Origin of the sequence: Pseudoalteromonas sp. Scap03 (genome assembly GCF_013393115.1) — a bacterium.
Lineage (GTDB): Bacteria > Pseudomonadota > Gammaproteobacteria > Enterobacterales > Alteromonadaceae > Pseudoalteromonas.
Genome location: NZ_VDEU01000001.1, coordinates 3,101,829 through 3,124,937, shown reverse-complemented (window position 1 = coordinate 3,124,937; position 23,109 = coordinate 3,101,829). Strand labels below are relative to the sequence as shown.

At 40.6% G+C, this 23,109-nt stretch carries 21 protein-coding genes; 17 read left to right on the top strand and 4 right to left on the bottom strand.

What is annotated here, in order from left to right:
* The first annotated feature begins 34 nt into the window (after positions 1-34).
* From pspA to FHG08_RS14335, 8 genes are all read left to right on the top strand, one after another.
* Complete coding sequence (pspA, locus tag FHG08_RS14370) at positions 35-694, top strand: phage shock protein PspA (RefSeq protein ID WP_010388087.1); 660 nt, start codon at positions 35-37, stop codon at positions 692-694.
* 63 nt (positions 695-757) lie between these two features.
* Positions 758-991, top strand: a complete 234-nt coding sequence (gene pspB / locus FHG08_RS14365; protein ID WP_178956358.1) for an envelope stress response membrane protein PspB — start codon at positions 758-760, stop codon at positions 989-991.
* Entirely contained in the window at positions 988-1,389 is a 402-nt protein-coding gene (pspC, locus tag FHG08_RS14360; RefSeq protein ID WP_054202405.1) for an envelope stress response membrane protein PspC, read from the top strand. The genes pspB and pspC overlap by 4 nt, the downstream gene beginning before the upstream one ends.
* A 63-nt stretch (positions 1,390-1,452) precedes the next feature.
* The gene (locus FHG08_RS14355; RefSeq protein ID WP_178956357.1) at positions 1,453-2,871 is read left to right on the top strand and encodes a YcjX family protein; all 1,419 of its coding nucleotides are present in this window, start codon (positions 1,453-1,455) and stop codon (positions 2,869-2,871) included.
* A complete protein-coding gene (locus FHG08_RS14350) occupies positions 2,868-3,893 on the top strand; it encodes a TIGR01620 family protein (RefSeq protein ID WP_036953773.1) in 1,026 nt (341 codons plus the stop codon). Before FHG08_RS14355 ends, FHG08_RS14350 begins: the two co-directional genes overlap by 4 nt.
* A 145-nt stretch (positions 3,894-4,038) precedes the next feature.
* Positions 4,039-5,220 carry a methionine gamma-lyase gene (gene megL / locus FHG08_RS14345; RefSeq protein WP_178956356.1) on the top strand — a complete coding sequence of 394 codons (1,182 nt, stop codon included), beginning with the start codon at positions 4,039-4,041 and terminating at the stop codon, positions 5,218-5,220.
* A 238-nt stretch (positions 5,221-5,458) separates the two neighbouring features.
* Entirely contained in the window at positions 5,459-6,256 is a 798-nt protein-coding gene (phhA, locus tag FHG08_RS14340) for a phenylalanine 4-monooxygenase (protein WP_178956355.1), read from the top strand.
* Positions 6,257-6,292: 36 nt separating this feature from the next.
* Positions 6,293-6,637, top strand: coding sequence for a 4a-hydroxytetrahydrobiopterin dehydratase (locus FHG08_RS14335; RefSeq protein WP_008111000.1), 345 nt, complete (start codon positions 6,293-6,295; stop codon positions 6,635-6,637).
* Positions 6,638-6,909: 272 nt separating this feature from the next.
* Here the strand turns inward: FHG08_RS14335 and FHG08_RS14330 are convergent, their stop codons facing one another.
* The 4 genes from FHG08_RS14330 to map all read right to left on the bottom strand — a co-directional run bounded on the left by FHG08_RS14330 (position 6,910) and on the right by map (position 12,609).
* Complete coding sequence (locus FHG08_RS14330) at positions 6,910-7,932, bottom strand: tetratricopeptide repeat protein (RefSeq protein ID WP_178956354.1); 1,023 nt, start codon at positions 7,930-7,932, stop codon at positions 6,910-6,912.
* 276 nt (positions 7,933-8,208) lie between these two features.
* A complete protein-coding gene (gene dapD, locus FHG08_RS14325; RefSeq protein WP_178956353.1) occupies positions 8,209-9,036 on the bottom strand; it encodes a 2,3,4,5-tetrahydropyridine-2,6-dicarboxylate N-succinyltransferase in 828 nt (275 codons plus the stop codon).
* Between the two features lie 9 nt (positions 9,037-9,045).
* Positions 9,046-11,664, bottom strand: a complete 2,619-nt coding sequence (glnD, locus tag FHG08_RS14320) for a [protein-PII] uridylyltransferase (protein WP_138605043.1) — start codon at positions 11,662-11,664, stop codon at positions 9,046-9,048.
* A gap of 159 nt (positions 11,665-11,823) precedes the next feature.
* Positions 11,824-12,609 (bottom strand): type I methionyl aminopeptidase, encoded by a 786-nt coding sequence (gene map / locus FHG08_RS14315; protein ID WP_054202413.1) that lies wholly within the window; start codon positions 12,607-12,609, stop codon positions 11,824-11,826.
* A gap of 272 nt (positions 12,610-12,881) precedes the next feature.
* Here map and rpsB point away from each other — a divergent pair, with 272 nt between their 5' ends.
* From rpsB to bamA, 9 genes are all read left to right on the top strand, one after another.
* Positions 12,882-13,610, top strand: coding sequence for a 30S ribosomal protein S2 (rpsB, locus tag FHG08_RS14310; protein WP_013465430.1), 729 nt, complete (start codon positions 12,882-12,884; stop codon positions 13,608-13,610).
* Between the two features lie 104 nt (positions 13,611-13,714).
* Positions 13,715-14,566, top strand: coding sequence for a translation elongation factor Ts (tsf, locus tag FHG08_RS14305; protein WP_010388114.1), 852 nt, complete (start codon positions 13,715-13,717; stop codon positions 14,564-14,566).
* Between the two features lie 158 nt (positions 14,567-14,724).
* Positions 14,725-15,474 carry a UMP kinase gene (pyrH, locus tag FHG08_RS14300; RefSeq protein ID WP_138605042.1) on the top strand — a complete coding sequence of 250 codons (750 nt, stop codon included), beginning with the start codon at positions 14,725-14,727 and terminating at the stop codon, positions 15,472-15,474.
* Between the two features lie 50 nt (positions 15,475-15,524).
* Positions 15,525-16,046, top strand: coding sequence for a ribosome recycling factor (frr, locus tag FHG08_RS14295; protein WP_218651693.1), 522 nt, complete (start codon positions 15,525-15,527; stop codon positions 16,044-16,046).
* A gap of 256 nt (positions 16,047-16,302) precedes the next feature.
* Positions 16,303-17,082 (top strand): isoprenyl transferase, encoded by a 780-nt coding sequence (locus FHG08_RS14290; protein WP_138605040.1) that lies wholly within the window; start codon positions 16,303-16,305, stop codon positions 17,080-17,082.
* A 21-nt stretch (positions 17,083-17,103) separates the two neighbouring features.
* On the top strand, positions 17,104-17,970 hold the full coding sequence (locus FHG08_RS14285) for a phosphatidate cytidylyltransferase (protein ID WP_178956352.1): 867 nt from the start codon (positions 17,104-17,106) through the stop codon (positions 17,968-17,970).
* Positions 17,967-19,169, top strand: coding sequence for a 1-deoxy-D-xylulose-5-phosphate reductoisomerase (gene ispC, locus FHG08_RS14280; protein ID WP_138605039.1), 1,203 nt, complete (start codon positions 17,967-17,969; stop codon positions 19,167-19,169). Before FHG08_RS14285 ends, ispC begins: the two co-directional genes overlap by 4 nt.
* A gap of 1 nt (position 19,170) precedes the next feature.
* Positions 19,171-20,523: a sigma E protease regulator RseP gene (gene rseP / locus FHG08_RS14275; RefSeq protein ID WP_178956351.1), complete on the top strand. Its 1,353-nt coding sequence runs from the start codon at positions 19,171-19,173 to the stop codon at positions 20,521-20,523.
* Positions 20,524-20,629: 106 nt separating this feature from the next.
* Positions 20,630-23,101 (top strand): outer membrane protein assembly factor BamA, encoded by a 2,472-nt coding sequence (gene bamA, locus FHG08_RS14270; protein WP_178956350.1) that lies wholly within the window; start codon positions 20,630-20,632, stop codon positions 23,099-23,101.
* Positions 23,102-23,109: the final 8 nt, after the last annotated feature.

Below are 23,109 nucleotides of genomic sequence, written 5' to 3'. Positions count from 1 at the left end.
GACACATTTAGATTAAATAATAGAGGTATATGTTATGGGAATTTTTTCACGTTTTGCAGACATTGTTAATTCTAATATCAATGCCATTTTAGATAAAGCAGAAGATCCTGAAAAAATGGTTCGTCTTATTATCCAAGAGATGGAAGATACACTTGTAGAGGTACGCTCTACGTCAGCAAAAACCCTTGCTGAGAAAAAAGAATTAGTACGTCGCGTAGATACACTAAAAGCTCAAGTAAGCGATTGGCAAGACAAAGCCGAATTAGCACTGAGCAAAGATCGTGATGATTTAGCTCGCTCGGCTTTACTTGAAAAGCAAAAATCAGCAGATGCAGTCGCCGCAGTAGAAAGTGAACTTGATCATGTAGAATCTCATATCGAGAAACTACAGCAAGAAGTGACTACGCTACAAGAGAAACTAGCGGATGCTAAAGCACGTCAAAAAGCTATTATTTTACGTCAACGCTCGGCTGAGTCGCGCCTTGAGGTTAAAAAAGCACTTGATAGTTCTAAAGTGGATGATGCACTTAATCGTTTTGAACGTTACGAAACCAAAATTGATGGGCTAGAATCTCAAATAGAGTCTTACGATTTGGGTAAACAAACGTTAGCAGATGAAATTGCTGATTTACAAAAGAATGAAAAAATTGACGACGAGTTAGCTGAACTTAAAAAGAAACTCTCGAATAAATAAATATAAAACAGGGGCCTTGTGCCCCTGACATCAACATTGAATACGGATTGTCAGGAGAGGATTATGTTTGATTCAGACGTAATAATTGTACCATTTGTTATGTTTATGATTTTTGTTGCGCCATTGTGGTTAATTTTACACTATCGAAGCAAAAAGCAGGTAAGCCAAGGGTTAAGCGAGCATGAGCATCACCAGTTATTAGAACTTGCTCAAAAAGCTGAAAAAATGACTGATAGAATCGAGACATTAGAAGCGTTACTTGATCAAGAGTCACCACAGTGGAGACAAAAAGTATGAACACCAAACGCGAATTATTAAGAGACCCACAACGCGGTAAAATTGCCGGTGTATGTGCGGGATTAAGTGACTACTTTAATATGGAGTTATGGTTAGTTCGCATTATTTTTGTTAGTGCTGTGCTACTAACTGGTGGCCCATTATTTGTGGTGGCGTATATTGCAGCGTGGTTTATTTTAGATAAAAAACAACCCAGTGCCGTAAGTAAAACACAATCAACGTATGGCGGTGATCCGCTAGAAGTAAAATTTAAAGTATGGCAAAAAGGCGAGCCACCGCGTCGTGCGCTTCAAGACTTAAAAGAGCGATTGACCCGTGTAGATAGCCGCCTTCAAAACATGGAACGCTACGTTACTTCAAGCGAGTTTACGGTCAGCCGTGAAATTAATAAACTTTAAAGGATTAATAAGCACCTTGTTTGCAGCGTGATCAATGACGGCAACTAAGGTGCAAAACACTTTATGAGCCAATCATTTGCAAAAAAGACCTTTAAAAGCGTTAAAGGCAAAGCACAAAAAGCCCTGCACCGTAGTTTAGATCAACACGTTAAACTTGCCGTAACAGGGCTGAGCGGCAGTGGTAAAACGGCGTTCATTAGCGCGCTAGTTAAACATTTAACCTCTCAGGCGAATGACAACAACTTACCTTTTTTTGATGTAATGCGTGAACATCGCCATATTGCTACTAAAATTGTGCCGCAAGAGGCATTAAATGTTCCCACTTTTGATTACAACCGTGCAATAAGTGCTTTACTACCAAGTGAAGGCGACCCTGCATGGCCCGCTTCTACCGAGCGAATAAATACTTTACGTTTGGCGATTAAATATCAAAGCAACGCGGGTCTGCGCGGTCATTTCTCACCACAATCGACGCTGTATTTAGATATTATTGACTATCCTGGTGAGTGGTTGCTTGACCTACCTATGCTCGGGCAAAGCTTTGAACAGTGGTGCGAGCAACAATATCCATTGCTAAGCCAAACGCCACGTGATCAAAGCTCAGCTGAATTTTTACAATCCATAGAGCTGATTGATTTAGATGCACCGGTAGATGAAAACGCACTGGCTGATATTGCACGATGTTATCAAACCATGTTGGTAGGGCTAAAAAAAGACACTAAGCTTGCCATGTTACAGCCAGGGCGTATGTTAATGCCGGGTGACTTGCAAGGTGCACCATTATTACTATTTTTTCCAATTAGTCCTAAAAAAATAAGTGACGATGTAGTAGCGGGTTCTAACTTAGCGCATTTAATTAAACGTTTTGATGCTTACGTAAAAGAAGTCGTTAAACCTTTTTATAATGAGCATTTTCGCCATTTTGACCGTCAAATCGTCTTGGTAGATGTACTGAGTGCATTAAATGAAGGTTATGAAACGTTGGCTGAGCAAAGTCGAGTGATCAATCAGTTATTGTCACACTTTAGCTATGGTGATTCCGGTTTTTTTAAACGCTTGTTTAAACCTAATATAGATAAAATATTATTTGCTGCTAATAAGTCCGATCACATCAGTGCGAAGCATCACAAAGATCTTGCATTGTTACTCGATTCGTTAGTTAAAGAGCAAAGTAATCACTTAAAATTTGATGGGGTTAAAATAGAAACATTGGCGATGTCATCAATTGCTGCCACTGTGCCCCGCCAAGTGGTTGATAAAGGGCAAACACTCGACTGTATCTATGGCAAGCCATTGAATGAACAACAGTGGCTAACTTACCTGCCTCCTCAGCCGCCGAGCAGAATGCTTAATAAAAGTGAGTGGCCAGCACATGGGTTTGAGTTTTTATCATTTGCACCTATGCCAAGCCCAGATCAACAGCTTAAGCACATTCGCTTAGACCATGTGATGCAGTACTTGTTAGGAGATAAGTTAACATGAGTGAGTCAACACACCAATTTCAAGCTGGGCGTCGTATTAATGCCCAAAATATTGAGCAAAATGAACCAGATTTATTAGCGGCTAAAGTCGTAGAGCAGGGACAAAGTGAGCAGCCTAGCAAAGATAGTGACGAGCTAATTGAACCTGAAATCGATATTGAGCCTGTATATAAAAAGTCTAAGTGGCAAACCCTTAAAGGCCTATTTGCACTGAGCTTTATTGTTTTAATATTACTTGAGTTCGCATTTTCAATTGTATTGGCGTTTCAGCAGTCTGTTATTTTAGGTGGGGTGTACTTAACCGCTGTAATAACCGGTGTACTCCTGATATCGCGTTTATTGTGGCGTGAATATAGAATGTTACGCAGCTTAAAGCGTAATCAGCTACACCGCCATGAAGCTAACCGTTTGCTCAATAGTGAGCAGGTAGGCGGGGCGATACCTTGGCTTGAAAAGCTTAATAAACATCAGCAATTAGATAATTTCGAAAACTTTAAAAATCAGGTCGCTACGCACCACAGTGACAAAGAAATAATGTCTCTGTACGCGAATAGCTTACTGATAACGCAAGACAATCAAGCTAAAAAGTTAATAAACCGTTTTGCAACAGAGTCAGCTTTATTAGTTGCTCTAAGCCCAATTGCGCTGGTGGATATGATGGCTGTGCTGTGGCGTGGCACTAAATTAATAGAGCAAATAGGCCGCATATATGGCATTGGCTTTGGTTATGCCAGCCGTATTAAACTTTACCGCATGCTTATTAAGCAAGTAATGTTTGTAGGCAGTGCAGAGCTCGTATCTGATTTAGCCGCCACGGCACTCAGTGCTGAATTATTAGGCAAGCTTTCAGGGCGAGCTGCACAAGGTGTTAGTGCCGGTATATTTACAGCGCGTATTGGTTACAAAGCTATGGAATTAAGCCGACCCTTACCGCGTCTTGAAAACAAGCGTAGCTTGTTAAAAGGCACAGTCCAAGGGATTGCGAGTAAAATTATGAGCCGTAAGGGAGCTGAAACTAAGTAGTGAGACTTCGTTGGCAATATTTGTGTACAGCTTTTTGGGTAAAGTTTGCACAAATAGCCATCTGAGCATCCGGCATGCTTGTGATTTTAAGTGCGGTGCGTTTTATTTATGCTATTGACACACATAATAAAAACGAGAACACACAATGAGCAAGCATCATCAAAATACCCAATGTATCCATGGCCCACAAAAAGCAAATGATCCGCATGGCGCATTAACCTCACCTTTGTATCAAACGTCTACGTTTCATTTTGAAAATGCCGCCCAAGGTGCTGCCCGCTTTGCAGGTGAAGAGCCCGGTTATATTTACACGCGTTTAGGTAACCCTACCACGACTGAACTTGAGCAAAAAGTGGCGCAATTAGAAGGCTGTGAGGCCGCCGCCGCCACGGCAACAGGTATGGGGGCTGTATCGGCTTCGGTACTAAGCTTCCTATCGCAAGGCGATCACTTAATTGCATCAAGCGCTCTGTATGGCTGCACTTTTGCTTTTTTTTCGCATATGTTGCCGCGATGGGGAATTGAAGTCACCTTTGTTGATATGACCAATGAAAGTGAACTGCGCGCAGCCATTAAGCCTAACTCAAAAATGATATTTGTAGAAACACCAATCAATCCAACCATGGCAGTGATTGATTTAGCACTTATTGGCGATGTTGCTAAACAGCATAATTTACTGAGTGTGGTCGACAATACTTTTTTAACCCCGCTGCTGCAGTCACCAAAAAAGTACGGTATCGATATTATAATGCATAGCGCGACCAAGTATTTAAATGGTCACGGCGATGTTGTTGCGGGTATTGTGTGTGGTTCACTTGAGCATATTACACAGATTAAAATGACCGTGCTTAAAGATATTGGTGCCACTATTAGTCCACACGATGCGTGGTTAATAAACCGCGGCTTAAAAACTTTAGCTATTCGCGTTGAACGCCATTGCCAAAGTGCGCAAACGATTGCTGAGTATTTAGAAGCTCATCCGCAAGTAAATAAAGTGTATTACCCTGGGCTTAAGTCTCACCCAGGTTACAAGTATATTGGTAAGCAAATGAAAGCGGCTGGCGGTGTTATTGCCTTTGAAATTAAAGGGAGCTTAACCGACGGTGAGCAGTTTATTGATAGTATGCAGCTGTGCACATTAGCGGTTAGCTTAGGCGATGCTGAAACGCTTATTCAACACCCTGCATCGATGACGCATTCGCCATACACTCCCGAAGAAAGACTAGCAGCTGGAATTAGTGATGGTTTAATTCGTTTATCAGTTGGACTTGAAGATGTTAACGATATTATTAACGATCTCAACCAAGCATTTACTAAAATATCCTGAGGTGTAATTTAATGTTTACGAATATTTCTATCTATAGGTACCAATAAATATGGTGTGTGCTTTTATCTTTGCTCTTGTGTAATTTTAAATTTACGATTTGTGTGATCTGCAAAAGTATTGATCTGCGTCAAGCTATTAAACTTTTGTTCACTTTTGCATAGTATGGCTACATCGAATAGCCAAGCACTTGGCTGTTATTTTGACACCGATTTAGGGTTTTATCCCAAAGAAGGTATTTATGGCTAAAGCAAGTAATTACACCTCCAAAACACCTGATGAAAATGGGGTTATACATTGGAGCGATGAAGAAAATAAAATTTGGTCTGAGCTTGTAGCACGCCAACTTGCGTGCATTGAAGGCAAAGCCTGTGATGAGTACATGGAAGGATTGAAAAAAATCAATCTGCCTCATGATCGTATCCCACAGCTGAGTGAGCTAAACGAAGTACTTTTAGCAACCACAGGTTGGCAGGTTGCACCTGTACCTGCACTTATCGATTTTGATGAGTTTTTTAGGTTACTCGCTAACAAGCAATTTCCTGTAGCGACCTTTATTCGTAGCCGTGAAGAATTTGACTACTTACAAGAACCCGATATTTTTCATGAGATATTTGGTCATTGTGCCATGCTAACCAATCCTGACTTTGCAGAATTTACCCACAAGTATGGGCAACTAGGATACGCGGCAGAGAAAAAAGATCGCGTTTATTTAGCGCGCATGTACTGGTTTACCGTTGAGTTTGGTTTGATGCAAACTGAAAAAGGATTGCGTATTTACGGTGGCGGTATTTTATCAAGCCCAGGGGAAACCCAATACGTGTATTCAGATACACCAGAGATTAATCTAATGAATGTGCTAGATGTGCTACGTACACCGTACCGTATAGATATTATGCAACCATTGTATTACACGATAAATTCGATTCATGATCTGTTTGAAATATCTCAAATGGATATAATGACTTTAGTTGAGCAAGCTAAATCACTTGGTTTGCACGACCCTAAGTTTCCTCCAAAAGAAAAATTAGCTAGTTAATTTTTGAAAAAAGTAACGCTAAACTAAGGATTTAAAATGTCTTCATTAAGTGCACAAAAATGTGAAGCCTGTCATGCAGATGCACCAAAAGTATCTGATGCTGAATTGGCTGAATTAATTAAAAAAATCCCTGACTGGGTGCCAGAAGTACGCGACGGTATTATGCAGTTAGAGCGCGTTTATAAGTTTAAAAACTTTAAACAAGCCATTGCGTTTACCAATAAGGTAGGTGATATGGCTGAAGACGAAGGGCATCACCCAGGTCTATTAACCGAATGGGGCAAAGTAACCGTGACTTGGTGGAGCCATTCAATTAAAGGTCTGCATAAAAATGACTTCATTTGCGCTGCTAAAACAGATGACGTATTTAACGCGTTGTAATTAATTAGATTTGAGTAAATAAAAAGGCACTTAACAGTGCCTTTTTTATTTTTGTGGTTATTAAGTTAACCTGAGTATTGATTAAGAGGCTTTGTAAGGTATTGAATTAAAATGATATTTATTTTTATCTTCTCTGGCCTATCTTATTATATATCCCGTTTGTTAGCCAATTCAGTAGCTTGTTTTATATACTTATATTAGAAGTAAAAAAGTAGATAAAAGTTAGTTTATAGGCTTCTAACTAAGCTTAGCTGAACGTTTATAACTTAAAGCTATAAACTTTTCTCCCAATTGCATTGCTTTACTAAGTTAAACCATGGGCTGGTAAACTCTTTAGCCGTAATAGGCTCAGGTAGGGTTAAAGTCACATTAAGTTTGTTAGCTAAATAACGTGCAATTAATTGCTTCATTTTATCGCTTTCTAATTGCTCGTAAGCTGCTTGCAGCTGATGTTTATCTTTTTGACTTATAAACTCGCCAGTTAAATTTTTGTAGCCTAATTCAAGCCAAACTAGCTGTGCTTGTTTAGCTTCATTGGGAAATGCATGGGTCAAAGTTGCCGTTGGAGTGTAGAGGCGTTCGAAGTTAAGCTGATGTTCTTGAATTAAAAAAACCATTAATAAATTAAGCCCAGCCGAAATTTGCCCTGCGCGTTTATCAATATTTTGGTTAAGGCTTAATGCACTTCTAAAGTAGCGCTCAGCGTTAGCAACATTGCCTTCATCAAGTGCTAAAGAGCCCAAATTATTTTTTATAAGTGCTGTTACATTAGGAAGTGTTAATTGTGTTGTGAGATCAAGATTATTTAAGTATAAAGCACGCGCCTTAGCAAAGTCGTTTTGCGAGCGAGCAACCAGTGCCATACTGTTGGTGAGTGTTAATCGTTGGCGATCGCTTTGCGCATATTTATAAGCACATTTAAATGAGAGCTGGGCATCGCTTAAATATTCAGCATGGCGAAGCCATATTCCCAAGGCACTCATTATGGTGGTCAATTTTTGTTTAAAGTAGTCAGCTTGATAATGCTGAAATATTGCGTCAATCGATTTATAAAGCCGATCGTAATGACTGGTGGGAACCGCTGATCGAGCATAAAGCAAGTGCCAGCGGATAAATAGCGCAGCAGGAGCTGTATTTAGTTCTGTGAGATTTTCAAGAATGATTATTGATTGTGCAGGATTAACAACAAGATAATCCTCGGCTTCGTTAAGTTTAGCTTCAAACGTTGTAAAATCATTAGCCATAGCCTGCGTTGAACCTAATAACACCAACCAACCTAAAACGAAAAGGCGCAACAATTTATCCTCAAAAATCGAATTATGTGTTTTTCCACTATAGATGCTGGTATCTAACAAAGCAAGACTATTAAAAGGGATAGATTTGTGAAGAGGTATTTTGAAAGCACTAAAAAAGCCCCAAACCTATACAAGCTTAGAGCTTTTTCTGTATGTAATTAAATTTTAGCGAATACACTTAACTTTAATGTGTTGTTGGGTTTCGTTTTACTCAACCCAATCTACGTTTAATATTAACCTGCTTAGCGCTAACAGCTAAAAACTTACAGCTGCTTTTTAATCATCAATTGAGCGAAGTAGGGCGTTAATGCCTACTTTTTCGCGTGTTTGTTGATCAACTTTTTTCACAATAATCGCAGCGTATAAACTATGAGTGCCATCTTTTGAAGGCAGAGCACCTGGAACCACGACAGCACCAGCAGGTACGCGACCATAATGAATTTCACCGGTTTCACGGTCGTAAATACGGGTACTTTGGCTAATGTAAACACCCATTGAAATAACCGCACCTTCTTCAACAATAACGCCTTCAACAATTTCTGAACGTGCGCCAATAAAGCAGTTGTCTTCAATGATGGTAGGATTTGCTTGTAGAGGCTCTAAAACGCCACCTATGCCTACGCCACCTGATAAGTGTACATTCTTACCAATTTGAGCACATGAACCTACAGTGGCCCATGTATCAACCATAGTGCCCTCATCAACGTAAGCACCAATGTTTACATACGATGGCATTAGTACAACATTTTTCCCTACAAAACTGCCTTTACGCGCTACGGCGTTTGGTACCACACGCATACCGCCTTGCTGAAACTGCTCCGGTGTATAGTCGCTAAATTTAAGCGGTACTTTGTCGTAAAACTGGTTTACGCCGTCGTTCATTGGTTGGTTGTCGCGAATACGAAACGACAGTAACACGGCTTTTTTAAGCCATTGATGAACAACCCATTCGCCAGAAATTTTTTCTGCAACACGCGCTGCGCCACTATCTAGTAGCTCAAGTGCATCAATAATTGCTTGTTTAACATCGCTTGATACGGTTGCTGGGCTAATACTGTCGCGGTTATCCCACGCATTTTCAATCATGGTTTTTAAATCTGACATAGTGTCCTCTTATTCAATTTCGGCGTTGAGTTTTTTACGTAATGCCTGATGAATTTTTGCTTGCTCTTCATCAGTCAGCGCTTGATATTCGTTATTAGATACCACAAAGAAATCTTCTGCGCGCTCGCCTACCGTGGTAATGCGTGCGGCATGTATGTGGAGTAAGTAAGCTTGAAAAACCTCGGCTATTTTAGTTAATAGTCCAGGTATATCAACCGCTTGAATTTCTATTAAACTACGATCCTTACGAGGATGCGGGCGTAGTACAATTTTAGGTTTAATATTAAAGTCTTTAAAGCGTTGTGAGCGGCTCTTTTTAAAGCGTATTTTTTTTCGCGGATCATTCAATGCTTGCTCTAATCCGCGTTTAATCGATTGTGCACGGCTACTGGCAATTGGGTCACCGCTAACTTCTAAAATAACAAAGTTAAATAGTACGTAGCCATCTTTGGTGGTCAGTACTTGGGCGTGTTGAATTTGTGCTTTTTTAGAGCCAATAACACTGACTAATCGAGCAAATAGTCCACCTGAGTAAGGGCTGTATGCAAATACTTGAGTACCGCCATGCATTGCTTTATTCGAGACAATAACACTAGGTAGGCTCAAGTCAGTGCATTTTAGTAAATGCTCTGTATGCCACGAAATTTGTTGCTCACTAAAGGCGGTAAAGTAATTCGCTTTAAAACGACTCCAAGTTAAGTCAATTTGTTCCTCGTGATAATGCAAATTAATCAGGCGTTGCTTAGCTTGATGCTTCTTATCTCGAATTTGGTCGCGTTGATCCATTGGATTTTCAAGCCCAAGACGCAAAGCTCGTTGTGTATGTAAGTACAGCTCACGAAGTAGCGTGTTTTTCCAGTCATTCCATAAGTTGTCATTGGTAGCGCGTATATCGGCGACCGTTAAACAATAGAGGTAATCGAGTTGACGCTCTGTTTTTACTCGCGATGCGAAATCTTTTATTACATCTGGGTCGTTTATATCTTTACGCTGCGCCGTAACTGACATAAGTAAGTGATTGCTAACAAGCCAAGAAATTAACTTACCATCGGATGATGCAAAGCCATGCAATTTAGAAAAAGCAATGGCGTCAACAGCACCCAGCTCAGAGTGATCCCCCCCACGACCCTTGGCAATGTCGTGGAAAATACCGGCTAAATACAGTAGCTCCGGTTTATCCATACGCGTGACAATTTCGCTACAAATTGGGAATTCGCTAACCCCAGTTTTATCAAAATACTGATAAATATTATTGATTAGCTTATGGGTATGTTCATCAACCGTGTAGGCATGAAACAAATCAAACTGCATTTGGCCAAAAATATTTCGCCACTGCGGCAAATAAGCGGCAATCATGCCGTGTTTGTGCATCAGCGTAAAAGCACGCCCCATACCATTAGGATGCTTTATGATTCGTAGAAAAGCTTCCCGGCAGGCCGCGTAGTCTTGTAGGTCGCCCAATAAACGACGACGAACTTGGCGAATAGTGCGAATAGTGCTCGGGTATATATGGGTGATTTCTGGGTGGTCAGCAATATGCTCAAACAATACAAAAAGTTGATCGCGCCTAAAGAATACTGATGGGCTTTTTACTCGAATTTGATGGCCAACGCGCTCAAAGTTGAGATCGAGTTCTTCAACAGTCGCTTGACTACTGTCTGGCGAAATACTTTGCTCAAAGTACGAAAGCAACATCTGGTTGAGCTCACGTACTCGGCTCATAATTCTGAATAAGCGTTTCATCATGCGCTCAACCGAGGCCTTACCATCGCTACCAAAGCCCAAAATTTCTGCAGCTTGGGGTTGGTGATCAAACAATAAACGGTTTTCTGAACGTTCTGCAGCTAAATGTAACGCAAAACGAATATTCCATAAATTCTCAAGACACTCTAACAGCTCTTGATATTCCTCGTGAGTCAGGTAGCCGTGATTAATTAGCTCTTGCAGAGTTTCGGCTCTAAAGTGCTTTTTAGCCACCCAAATAATAGTTTGCAGGTCGCGCAGACCCCCTGGGTTTTCTTTTATATTTGGTTCTAAATTATAGGCTGTGCCGTGGCACTTTCTGTGACGCAAATTTTGTTCTTGTACTTTTGCGACAAAAAATTCACCTGAGCCCCAAACCGGTGTTTCAATAATATGGTTTTTGAGTTTTTCAAACTCAATATGATTGCCAAAAATAAGACGGCTTTCTAATAAGCTGGTGGCAAAGGTAACGTCTTCACGTTTTTGTTCTATGGCTTGTTCAATAGTACGAACACTGTGGCCTATCTCGAGATTAAGATCCCACAACATAGTGACAAACTGACCGATTTTTTCGCAAATATCATCATTAGGCTGTTTCGTAACAAGTAATAAAAAATCTATATCAGAGTAGGGGTGTAGCTCGCCACGACCATAACCACCTACTGCTATCAAAGCGAGATCTGGTTCGTGAGCTAAATCATAAACTTGGAAAAGTTTGATCAGCAGTCGATCAATAAATTCTGCACGGGCATTAATTAATTTACCAACCGGTTGTTTTGAGAATTCATTATGCAACCATTTATAGAAATAGGCGGAGCAATCGCGGTAATCGCTTAATTGCTCAGCATCATTGAGCAACTTTTTTACTTTGTTAGGTAATGCCACTTAGGCTGGCTCCTATATATGGACTGCATTATAAGTTTGAGATTTATTTTTATAATATATTTGCTGTAAGGGCAATAAGTTATGTTAGCCCCTTACAGCAAACCACTTAAGCGATATACAGGCAAAACCTGTTACAACCGCGATTAAGCGCGCACTTAATTAGTGCTCGATAATTCTATCGATTGTATCATCTGATCGTAGTGTTAAAATTTCAACACCATTTTCAGTTACTAGTAAGGTGTGTTCCCATTGAGCGGATAAACTACGGTCTTTTGTTACCACAGTCCAGTCGTCTTTGAGTAATTTACATTGGCGTTTGCCCGCATTTACCATAGGCTCAATAGTTAAACACATACCTGCTTTTAATGTTTCGCCAGTGCCTGCTTTACCGTAATGCATTACCTGTGGTTCTTCATGGAACTCGCTACCGATACCATGGCCGCAGTATTCACGTACGATAGAGTAGTTAAAGCTCTCTGCATATTTTTGAATAGCTGCACCAATATCACCAAGGCGAACACCTGGTTTTACCATTTTAATGGCAAGGTAAAGACTTTCTTGAGTGACTTCTGCAAGACGTTTACCTTGGATATTAGGCGTGCCTACATGAAACATTTTTGATGTGTCACCATGGTAACCATCTTTGATAACAGTGATGTCAATATTAACACTATCACCATCTTTTAATGCTTTGTCATTCGGAATACCGTGACAAATTACATGATTTACTGAGGTACAAATTGATTTTGGAAAACCATGATAATTAAGAGGAGCAGGAACAGCATCTTGCACATTAACAATATAATCATGACAAATTGTATTTAGCTCATCGGTGGTGATACCTGGTACCACATGTGGTTCGATCATTTCTAGCACATCAGCAGCCAAACGGCCGGCTACACGCATTTTCTCGATTTCTTCAGGGGTCTTAATCACAGCGCTCATTGAGGCTCCAAAGTTGCGTTTTTAGATGATTATCGTCGCACAATTTTTGCACGAGACGTTGAGTATTTATTTTTAATATGGTATAAAGCGCGCCGTCTTTTTACAAATAAATTCTTAAATGATTTTTTGTATTTAAGGCAAACACAATTTTATTTTAACACACACACGTATCGTCACATACACTTGGGTGCATTTCAGTTTCATTTAACTGCGGTGTTGGTGCTATGGGATATGTGGAGGCCTAACCCTAAACAACTTAGAGGATTTACAAAATGGCAAACGTTTCAATGCGCGATATGCTTCAAGCTGGTGTTCACTTTGGTCACCAAGCACGTTACTGGAACCCTAAGATGAAGCCTTTCATCTTCGGCGCACGTAACCGTGTACATATCATCAACCTTGAGCAAACTGTACCAATGTTCAACACTGCACTTAAGTTTTTATCTGGTGCTGCTGCAAACAAAGGTAAAGTTCTTTTCGTTGGTACTAAGCGCGCAGCAAGCGAAGCAGTAAAAGAAGCTGCTTTACAAAGCGATCAATTCTTCGTTAACCACCGTTGGTTAGGCGGCATGTTGACTAACTGGAAAACAGTTCGTCAATCAATCAAGCGTCTTAAAGACCTTGAAGCTCAAAGCCAAGACGGTACTTTCGAGAAGTTAACTAAGAAAGAAGCGTTAATGCTTACTCGTGAAATGGACAAGCTTGAAAAGAGCCTTGGTGGTATTAAAAACATGGGTGGCCTTCCAGACGCTATCTTTGTAATCGATGCTGACCACGAGCACATTGCTATCCGTGAAGCTAACAACCTAGGTATCCCAGTTGTTGCAATCGTTGATACTAACTCTAACCCAGACGGTGTTGATTACATCGTACCTGGTAACGATGATGCTATCCGTGCAATCAACCTTTACACTAGTGCTGTTGCAGCTGCGATCACTGAAGGCCGTGAGAGTAACATCGTTGCTCAAGCTGAAAAAGATGACTTCGTAGAAGCTGAGTAATTAGCTGTCATCAAGTCTTCATCTTTTAAAGGTGAAGACTTGCTATTCTTGTGGAGCGGGTAACCCGCTTATCTAAACCTGATTTCAGATTTGAGGATTTACTAATGGCTGTAACTACTGCCCTAGTTAAAGAATTACGCGAGCGTACTGGCGCTGGCATGATGGATTGTAAAAAAGCGTTAACTGAGACTGATGGTGACATCGAGTTAGCGATTGAGAACATGCGTAAGAGCGGTGCTGCAAAGGCTGCTAAAAAAGCAGGTAACATTGCTGCTGAAGGTACTATCATCATCAAGCAAAACGCGGGTGTTGCAGTACTTGTAGAAGTTAACTGTCAAACTGACTTCGTTGCTAAAGATGCAAGCTTCCTAGCATTTGCTAACAAAGTTGCAGATGCTGCTATCGCTGACACTACATCTATCGAAGACTTACAAGCTAAGTTCGAAGAAGACCGTGTTGAGCTAGTAACTAAAATTGGTGAAAACATCAATGTACGTCGTCTTCAGTACATCACTGGCGAGCAACTAGTTGAGTACCGTCATGGCGAGCGTATTGGTGTTGTTGTTGCGGGTGTTGCTGATGAAGAAACACTTAAGCATGTTGCAATGCACGTTGCTGCTTCAAACCCAGATTACCTAACTCCAGATGACGTACCTGCTGATGTTGTTGAAAAAGAAAAGCAAGTACAAATCGACATCGCGATGAACGAAGGCAAGCCTGCTGAAATCGCTGAGAAAATGGTTGTTGGTCGTATGAAGAAGTTTACTGGTGAGGTTTCTCTTACTGGTCAAGCTTTCATCATGGAACCGAAAAAATCTGTTGGCGAAATTCTTAAAGAGAAAAACGCAACAGTTACTGGCTTTGTACGTATGGAAGTTGGTGCAGGTATCGAGAAGAAAGAAGAAGATTTTGCTGCTGAAGTTGCTGCTCAAATTGCAGCTGCTAAAGGTCAGTAAGACATACTATTTGTGATACAAAAGGAAAATACATGCAATTAAAGTACTATTTGCTTTTGCGTCACGCTTAGAAATTCTTTAAAATAACCGCGCTTTTATGTTTAACATAAGCGCGGTTATTTTTTATCCATAATTCAATAAAAGTTGGCCCCAAAACTATGACTATCAATCGCAAACCTATTTTTAGACGTGTTCTTCTCAAATTAAGTGGTGAAGCTTTAATGGGAGACGAAGGCTTCGGCATCGACCCAAAAGTTTTAGATCGTATGGCACAAGAAATTAAAGAGCTTGTAGAACTCGACGTAGAAGTGGGTTTGGTTATTGGTGGCGGTAACTTTTTACGCGGTGGCTCATTAGCCGAAGCGGGCATGAATCGTGTTGTTGGTGACCACATGGGGATGCTTGCAACCGTAATGAACGGCCTAGCTATGCGTGATGCGCTACACCGTGCGTTTGTAAATTGTCGCTTAATGTCAGCTATCCCATTAAATGGCGTATGTGATGCGTATAACTGGGCTGAAGCAATTAGCTTGTTAAAAACAGGTCGCGTTGTTATTTTTGCCGCTGGTACAGGTAACCCGTTCTTCACTACTGACTCTGCGGCGTGTTTACGCGGCATCGAGATTGAAGCTGATACGGTAATTAAAGCGACTAAAGTAGATGGTGTATTTAGTGATGATCCGGTGAAAAACCCTGAAGCGACACTTTACCGTCACTTAAGCTACAATGAAATTATTGATAAAGAATTAAAAGTAATGGATTTAGCGGCATTCACTCTTGCTCGCGACCATAATATGCCATTGAGCGTATTTAATATGAATAAATCAGGCGCATTAAAGCGCGTAATAATGGGTGAAGAAGAAGGAACCCTTATTTCTTCACAAGCCTCAGATGAAGTTAGTAACTAGATTAGGATTAAACCGTGATTAACGATATTCAAAAAGATGCGCAAGAGCGCATGCAAAAAAGTGTAGCAGCACTTGGTAGTCAATTATCTAAAATTCGTACTGGCCGTGCTCATCCTGCAATTTTAGACGGCATCATGGTGTCGTACTACGGCGCACCAACGCCTCTAAACCAAGTTGCAAATGTAACTATTGAAGATTCACGTACACTGGCTATTGGTGTATTTGATAAATCTTTAGCTCAGGCAGTTGAGAAAGCGATTATGGCTTCTGACCTTGGTTTAAACCCAATGTCTGCAGGCACGGTTATTCGTGTACCACTTCCTCCATTAACTGAAGAGCGTCGTAAAGATTTAATTAAAATCGTGCGTGGCGAAGTAGAAGGCGGACGTGTTGCTATTCGTAATATTCGCCGTGATGCAAATGGCGATATTAAAAACTTATTAAAAGATAAAGACATCTCTGAAGACGAAGCACGTCAAGGTGAAGATGCAATTCAAAAAATCACTGATAAGTTCATTAAAGAAATGGATACACAACTAACAGCAAAAGAAGCTGAGTTGATGGAAATTTAATAACTGTTCTAAACCCAAATAAACAGCTTTAGTTAGATATTTAAGTCGCTGCTTATCAGTCTTCGCACTTTATTTTAATAGTGTGATTTTAAAAGGTAACAGATTGTGACTGCTCTTTAGTGACGACTCAGTTGTCAGTAAATACAAGGTTGTTAGCTGTATAATTATTTGCTTAAAGTAGATTTATTATCACGGGTACAGGTTAAATTTATTAGTTTTGAAACGCCGTCTGGGGTATACTAGGCGGCGTTTTTTTATGGAATACACAAAATTTATGGTTCTAGACGCTGATACAATTTCACAGCAATGTTTGCCTAAACATGTTGCTATCATCATGGATGGGAACGGGCGTTGGGCACAAGCTAGAAATAGGCCTCGTGTATATGGGCATAAAAAGGGCGTGGATGCAGTTCGTCAATCTGTGCAGTTTTGTACTAAATTAGGGATACAATCGTTGACCTTATTTGCTTTTAGTAGTGAAAACTGGCGCCGCCCTGAAGACGAAGTAAATACATTAATGGAGCTTTTTTTATTTGTACTAAGTAAAGAAGTTAAAAAGCTGCATAAAAATAACGTAAAACTAACCATCATTGGAGATTTATCTCGATTCTCTGAAAGCTTGCGCGCGAAAGTACATACTGCACAAGAACTAACAGCGAATAATACCGGCCTGCACTTAAATGTAGCGGCAAATTACGGTGGTCGCTGGGATATGACCCATGCTGCTAAGCTGGTTGCTTTACAAGTAGCAAATGGGGAAATTGATCCCGCAGACATTACAGAAGAACATATTGCACAGCATATGAGTATGGCAGATCAGGCACAGCCTGATTTACTGATCCGTACTGGTGGCGATGTCAGAATTAGTAATTTTTTACTTTGGCAGGCAGCCTACGCTGAACTTTATTTTACCAATACACTTTGGCCTGACTTTAACGAAGCTGCTTTTGCAGAGGCCATTGCATGTTACGTTGCCAGAGAGCGACGTTTTGGTTGCACGGGCGAACAAATAAAACAATTACTCGCTCAAACCTAAAATAGATTAAGGGTCATCATTTTGTTAAAACAACGTATTTTAACCTCACTAGTGCTAGCGCCATTAGCACTGGCTTTGGTTTTTTACACCCCACTAACGTTATTTAGTTATTTTGCGGGTGCTATTGTATTAATGGGCGCATGGGAATGGTCTGCTTTTATGGGGCTATGCGATAAACTAAAGCGCGGTGCGTTTGTATTGTTAGTTGCGGTTTTACTAGGCTTACTTAATTTACATTGGCCGATAGAAACCCTATGGCAGAACGGCAAGCTTGTAGGTGATGCCAATTACTTATTTACCTTATCGTTTTCGTGGTGGCTGGTTGCAAGTTATTTAGTGTGGCGTTACCCCGCTATGGCTAAAGGCTGGAACGAAGGACTTGTAATGCGCGGTATTGCCGGTTTACTGACATTGATACCACTGTGGCTTGCGCTTAATACGCTTCGCAGTGCGCAATATACAGAATCAACACACTATGGTTCTATGCTGATTTTAGTGGTACTGGGTATTGTATGGAGTGCCGATATTGGCGCTTACTTTACCGGTAAAAGTTTCGGTAAACATAAGCTAATGCCTAAAGTTAGTCCAAATAAAACCATAGAAGGCCTCGCTGGTGGCGTGGTTGCTGCGGTGTTATTTGTATTGGCTTTTTGTTTTTACACCAATGTTGATACTTCTGTATGGCCTATTTATGCAGTAATGACAGCATTTATTGCTTTGTTCTCTGCGGTAGGTGATTTACTAGAGAGTATGTTTAAGCGCGAAGCGGGTCTTAAAGATAGCGGCAGTTGCCTACCTGGACACGGCGGTATTTTAGACCGTATTGATAGCTTAACTGCAGCAGCGCCGATGTTTGTTATTTGCTTTGCCTGGACACTTAGTTTATGAGTGCAGTGCAACAACTGGTTATTTTGGGTGCGACGGGGTCGATAGGTCTTAGCACGTTAGATGTTGTTGCAAGAAATCAACAGCAGTTCAAGGTGTTCGCATTAGCCGCTGGGCAAAATGCAAAAAAAATGGCTGAGTTGTGTCTTGCTCATCAACCTCGTTATGCTGTTATGGCTTCAGAGCAAGCCGCTAAGCAGCTTTGTGAACTTTTAAAAGGCATAAGTAAAACACAAGTAATGCATGGCGAGAAAGCTATGAGTGAGCTTTGTGCGCATGTTGATGTTGATACTGTGATGTCAGCAATTGTTGGTGCGGCTGGATTACTACCCACTTTGAGCGCAGTCGAAGCGGGTAAAAAAGTGTTGCTGGCAAACAAAGAGTCATTGGTGATGTCGGGTCAGTTGTTTATTGATAAAGTGAAACAACACCAAGCAACTTTATTACCCATCGACAGCGAACACAATGCCATTTTTCAGTGTTTACCTAGTGCGTTACAAAACACCCAAGGACAAGCACGGCTTGAGCAGCATGGTGTTAGTAAAATTTTATTAACTGGTTCTGGAGGGCCGTTTTTAAACCGTGACATTAATACGCTTGCTAGTGTTAGCGTCAGTGAAGCGGTTGCTCACCCTAATTGGTCAATGGGACAAAAAATATCGGTAGATTCAGCCACGATGATGAACAAAGGTTTAGAGTTTATTGAGGCTAAATGGTTATTTAACTGTGATGCCAGCGATATTGATGTGGTGATCCACCCACAAAGTATTATCCACTCTATGGTGCAATACCAAGATGGCTCTATTTTAGCGCAAATGGGAAATCCCGATATGCGCACCCCAATAGCGCATGCGCTTGCTTTTCCACAGCGAATTGATGCGGGAGTTAAACCGCTAAACTTTTCTGATATTTGTGATTTTTCGTTCACCAAACCTGATTTCTCGCGTTACCCTAATTTAAAATTGGCAATTGCTGCGTGTGATGCGGGACAGGGGGCAACAACTACGGTGAATGCTGCCAATGAAATAGCTGTAAATGCATTTTTACAAGGTCAAATTAGTTTTACTGATATTTATAAAGTGAATGCGCAAACGTTAGAGACTGCAAAGTTTACTAATGTGCAAACTCTAGATGAAGTTTTAGAGTGTGATCGTTTAGCACGCATAAGCGCAACGCAGTTTATAACAAAAGTGGTGCATTAAGATGTTCGATTTTTTTTGGAATTTAGGCTCGTTTATACTTGCGCTCGGTATTTTAGTGACCGTTCACGAATATGGTCATTTTTGGGTAGCACGCAAGGCTGGCGTTAAGGTACTGCGCTTTTCAATTGGTTTTGGTAAACCCCTATTAAAATGGCACGATAAATACAATACTGAGTTTGTGATTGCGGCAATACCACTAGGTGGTTACGTAAAAATGTTAGACGAGCGTGTTGATGAAGTACCTGCCAATCAACGTCATTTATCGTTTAATGCTAAATCTGTTCAAGCGCGAATAGCTATTGTAGCAGCAGGGCCCATGGCGAACTTTTTATTCGCTATTTTTTCTTTAGCGGTCATGTATATGGTGGGTGTGCAAACCATAAAACCGGTTGTAGGCAATGTTGTTGAAGGCAGCAGAGCAGAACAAGCGGGCATTTTGCCTACTCAGCAAATAATTAAAATTGGTGATGACGATATTAGCAATTGGCAAGATGCGACTTTCTCTTTGATGTCGCACTTGGGTGATAAAAGCGTTGCTGTTACTTTACGTAACGAAAATTATCAACAAACAACGCAGACTCTTAACCTCGATGGCTGGAAGCTTGATCAGCAAGACGTACCGCCATTAAGTTCGTTGGGGATTGTGCCGTTTCGCCCTCAAGCAACACTCACCATCGCTGCAATTACCAAAGACTCTGCTGCTGAACAGGCAAATTTACAGGTTAATGACGTTATTTTGGCTGTAAACGGTGAAACAATGAGCAGTTGGCAGCAATTAGTTAATCTTATTACTCAATCGGCTAACAAATCCTTACAATTTAGTGTAAAAAGACAAGATAGTATAAAAACCATATTAGTTACCCCAAAGAGCCGAGTTGTTAGTAATGGTGTTGAACAAGGCTTTTTAGGTGTTGCTCCAGTTGTAGAGCAGTGGCCTGATGATTTTGTTGAGACTAGACATTATGGGCCACTAGATAGTATTGTGCTGGGCACAAAAGAGACATGGCGTTTAATTACGCTGAGTTTTGACATGATAGGTAACTTAATTACTGGTCAAGTGTCAGTGAAAAATTTAAGTGGGCCTGTCGGCATTGCAGTCGGCGCAGGCACAAGTGTTAGTTACGGATTAGTCGCATTTTTAAGCTTTTTAGCTTTGATCAGCGTTAATTTGGGAGTATTTAATTTACTTCCTCTGCCGGTGCTTGATGGTGGGCACTTAATGTATTACATAATTGAACTTTTTCGTAAAAAGCCGGTCTCTGAAAAGACACAAGAGTTTGGTTTTAAAGTGGGAGCCTTGCTACTCATTTTTCTAACATGTTTCGCTTTGTTCAATGATGTATCGCGCTTGTAGTTGTTTAAGCGTGGTAACGACAAATTAGAACACGATTGTAAAGCTCGTAACTATTTAGTTTTCGATGCTAAGCGGTAATACAGTTGTAAAGGATAAAGATAATAAAATGGCTATAAAAAAACATTTGGTAGTTTCAAGTTTATTGGGTGCAAGTTTTGCAGCCCTAGGCCAAAACTCCTTTATTGTTGAAGATTTAAAAGTTGAAGGGTTGCAACGTGTTGCACTTGGTGCCGCATTAACGCATATTCCTATTAACGTGGGCGACAATGTTGATGAATACACAATTTCAAAAACAATTAAGTCACTTTATCGCTCTGGTCACTTTGACAATATAAAAGCGTTGCGTGATGGCAATAACGTAATTTTTAAAGTAACTGAACGTCCAACAATTAGCTTTATTGAATTTGAAGGCAATAAAGACATTAAAGATGAGCAGTTAAACCAGTCGCTTGATCAACAAGATATTCGTCAAGGCGAGCCGCTGGACAAAACGGTTATCGATAATATTGAAAAAGGTTTAGTTGAGTTTTTCCACAGTATTGGTAAATACAATGCAAAAGTGGACATTAGCATCACTAAGCTGCCACGTAATCGGGTTAAACTGAGACTCGAGTTTGATGAGGGCGATGCTGCCTCTATTCGTCAAATCAACTTAGTTGGTAATGAACTTTTTTCAAACGAAGAGTTATTACAGCTTGCTGAGTCGCAACAAGATTTGCCTTGGTGGCAGTTTATGGGTAGCGATCGCTATCAAAAACAAACCATCGAAGGCGATTTAGAAAAAATTCGTAGCTTTTATTTAGACCGTGGCTATTTACGCTTCAATATTGATTCGACTCAAGTGTCAGTCAGTCCTGAGCGTGAATCGGTTTATGTAACGGCAAATATTACCGAAGGCGTAAAGTACAAGGTAAAAGGCTTTGATTTTATCGGTGATTTACTCGGCCGAGAAGAACTAATCAAAAGTGTTATCCCGCTTCGCACCGGAGAGCTTTATAACGGCTCAGTGGTAACTTCTTCAGAAGAGTTTATAAAAAGTTACTTAGCTCGTTTTGGATATGCTAACGCTGAAGTACGCACCATTCCAGAAATTGATGATGAAAACCAAGAGGTACAACTGACTTTATCGGTTGACCCTGGTAAACGTGTTTATGTACGTCGAATCATTGTAGGTGGTAACCAAAATACAGCTGATGAAGTACTGCGGCGTGAAATGACACAGCTTGAAGGGGCATGGTTATCTAACCAAAACTTAGAGCGTTCTAAATTGCAAATTCAACGCTTACCTTATATGGAATCGGTTGACTTTAATGTAGTGCCTGTTCCGGGTGTTGATGATCAAGTTGACGTTGACTTTACTGTTAAAGAGCAATCTGCAGGTAGTTTTAACGCCGGTCTTGCTTATGGTTCATACTTAGGTCTGCAATTTAATATTGGTGTAACCGAATCTAACTTTTTAGGTACGGGTAATCAAATTGGTTTTAACATTAATACCTCGCGTGGTTCTGAACGCGTTAGTGTGTCATACACAGACCCTTACTTTACGCCAGATGGTGTATCGCAAGGTAGCAGTATTTTTTATAGTAATTACGACGCTAGCCAGTTTAGCTTGATTGACTATAAGTCAAAGAGTTATGGTCTTGGAACTAACATTGGTTTTCCAATTGATGCTATAAACCGTATTAACTTTGGAGCTCGTTGGATAGAAGAAGAGCTATCTGATATTGCAGAATATGAGCAAACACGTGTACTACGTGAAACTTTCCTAGACCCAGAGAACCCAGATGCGGGCTTTGAGTTTACCAAGTATGAGTTAAGTGTGGGTTGGTCGCGTGTAACGGTTAACCGTGGTTTATTCCCAACAGCAGGCTCAAGACAAACATTAAACCTAACAGCAACAACGCCGAATTCAGATTTAAAATACTTTAAATTAAATTACGATTCACGTTTCTACTGGCCGATTTCAAACGACCATCGTTGGGTGTTCTCAACGCGTGCGGCATTAGGTTACGGTAATGGTTATGGCTCTACTAATGGGTATGAGCAGACGCTTCCATTCCAAGAGTATTTCCGTATTACAGAAATGGAACTACGTGGCTTTGATAGAAATACTATCTTACCGCGTGCAGTATCACGAGTACCACAATCTATACCAGGCACGCCATCAGGTGATGGTACAACCACAGGTAATATTGGTGGAGCATCGGAGTTTGATGTATTGAGAACTCAAGGCCGTATAGGTGGTAACGCGAAGGCGGTTGCAGGTATGGAACTTATTGTTCCTACACCGTTCTTAGATGAAGAAAATACCAGTTCGGTACGTACTAGTTTCTTTGTTGATGCTGCCAACGTTTGGGATACCGAGTTTAACGTTGATCGTTATCAAAACTTAGGTATTGATGAGCGTGCAAAATTAGATGATTATTCAGACCCAATGCGCTTTAGGGTTGCAACCGGTTTATCATTACAATGGATCTCACCTATGGGTCCTATGCTGATCAGCTTTGCGTATCCGTTGCAAAAAGAAGAAGATGACGATACCAAGACCATCAGTTTTAATATTAGTAACACTTTCTAAAGGAGTTT

What these genes read in the sequence shown, in the direction of transcription:
- frr (WP_218651693.1), top strand. Translation starts at nt 15,525, where the DNA reads ATGCAAAAAAGTGTAGCAGCACTTGGTAGTCAATTATCTAAAATTCGT.
- megL (WP_178956356.1), top strand. Translation starts at nt 4,039, where the DNA reads ATGAGCAAGCATCATCAAAATACCCAATGTATCCATGGCCCACAAAAA.
- pspC (WP_054202405.1), top strand. Translation starts at nt 988, where the DNA reads ATGAACACCAAACGCGAATTATTAAGAGACCCACAACGCGGTAAAATT.
- pyrH (WP_138605042.1), top strand. Translation starts at nt 14,725, where the DNA reads ATGACTATCAATCGCAAACCTATTTTTAGACGTGTTCTTCTCAAATTA.
- dapD (WP_178956353.1), bottom strand. Translation starts at nt 9,036, where the DNA reads ATGTCAGATTTAAAAACCATGATTGAAAATGCGTGGGATAACCGCGAC.
- FHG08_RS14355 (WP_178956357.1), top strand. Translation starts at nt 1,453, where the DNA reads ATGAGCCAATCATTTGCAAAAAAGACCTTTAAAAGCGTTAAAGGCAAA.
- rseP (WP_178956351.1), top strand. Translation starts at nt 19,171, where the DNA reads ATGTTCGATTTTTTTTGGAATTTAGGCTCGTTTATACTTGCGCTCGGT.
- rpsB (WP_013465430.1), top strand. Translation starts at nt 12,882, where the DNA reads ATGGCAAACGTTTCAATGCGCGATATGCTTCAAGCTGGTGTTCACTTT.
- FHG08_RS14290 (WP_138605040.1), top strand. Translation starts at nt 16,303, where the DNA reads ATGGAATACACAAAATTTATGGTTCTAGACGCTGATACAATTTCACAG.
- map (WP_054202413.1), bottom strand. Translation starts at nt 12,609, where the DNA reads ATGAGCGCTGTGATTAAGACCCCTGAAGAAATCGAGAAAATGCGTGTA.
- pspB (WP_178956358.1), top strand. Translation starts at nt 758, where the DNA reads ATGTTTGATTCAGACGTAATAATTGTACCATTTGTTATGTTTATGATT.
- bamA (WP_178956350.1), top strand. Translation starts at nt 20,630, where the DNA reads ATGGCTATAAAAAAACATTTGGTAGTTTCAAGTTTATTGGGTGCAAGT.
- pspA (WP_010388087.1), top strand. Translation starts at nt 35, where the DNA reads ATGGGAATTTTTTCACGTTTTGCAGACATTGTTAATTCTAATATCAAT.
- FHG08_RS14335 (WP_008111000.1), top strand. Translation starts at nt 6,293, where the DNA reads ATGTCTTCATTAAGTGCACAAAAATGTGAAGCCTGTCATGCAGATGCA.
- phhA (WP_178956355.1), top strand. Translation starts at nt 5,459, where the DNA reads ATGGCTAAAGCAAGTAATTACACCTCCAAAACACCTGATGAAAATGGG.
- ispC (WP_138605039.1), top strand. Translation starts at nt 17,967, where the DNA reads ATGAGTGCAGTGCAACAACTGGTTATTTTGGGTGCGACGGGGTCGATA.
- FHG08_RS14350 (WP_036953773.1), top strand. Translation starts at nt 2,868, where the DNA reads ATGAGTGAGTCAACACACCAATTTCAAGCTGGGCGTCGTATTAATGCC.
- tsf (WP_010388114.1), top strand. Translation starts at nt 13,715, where the DNA reads ATGGCTGTAACTACTGCCCTAGTTAAAGAATTACGCGAGCGTACTGGC.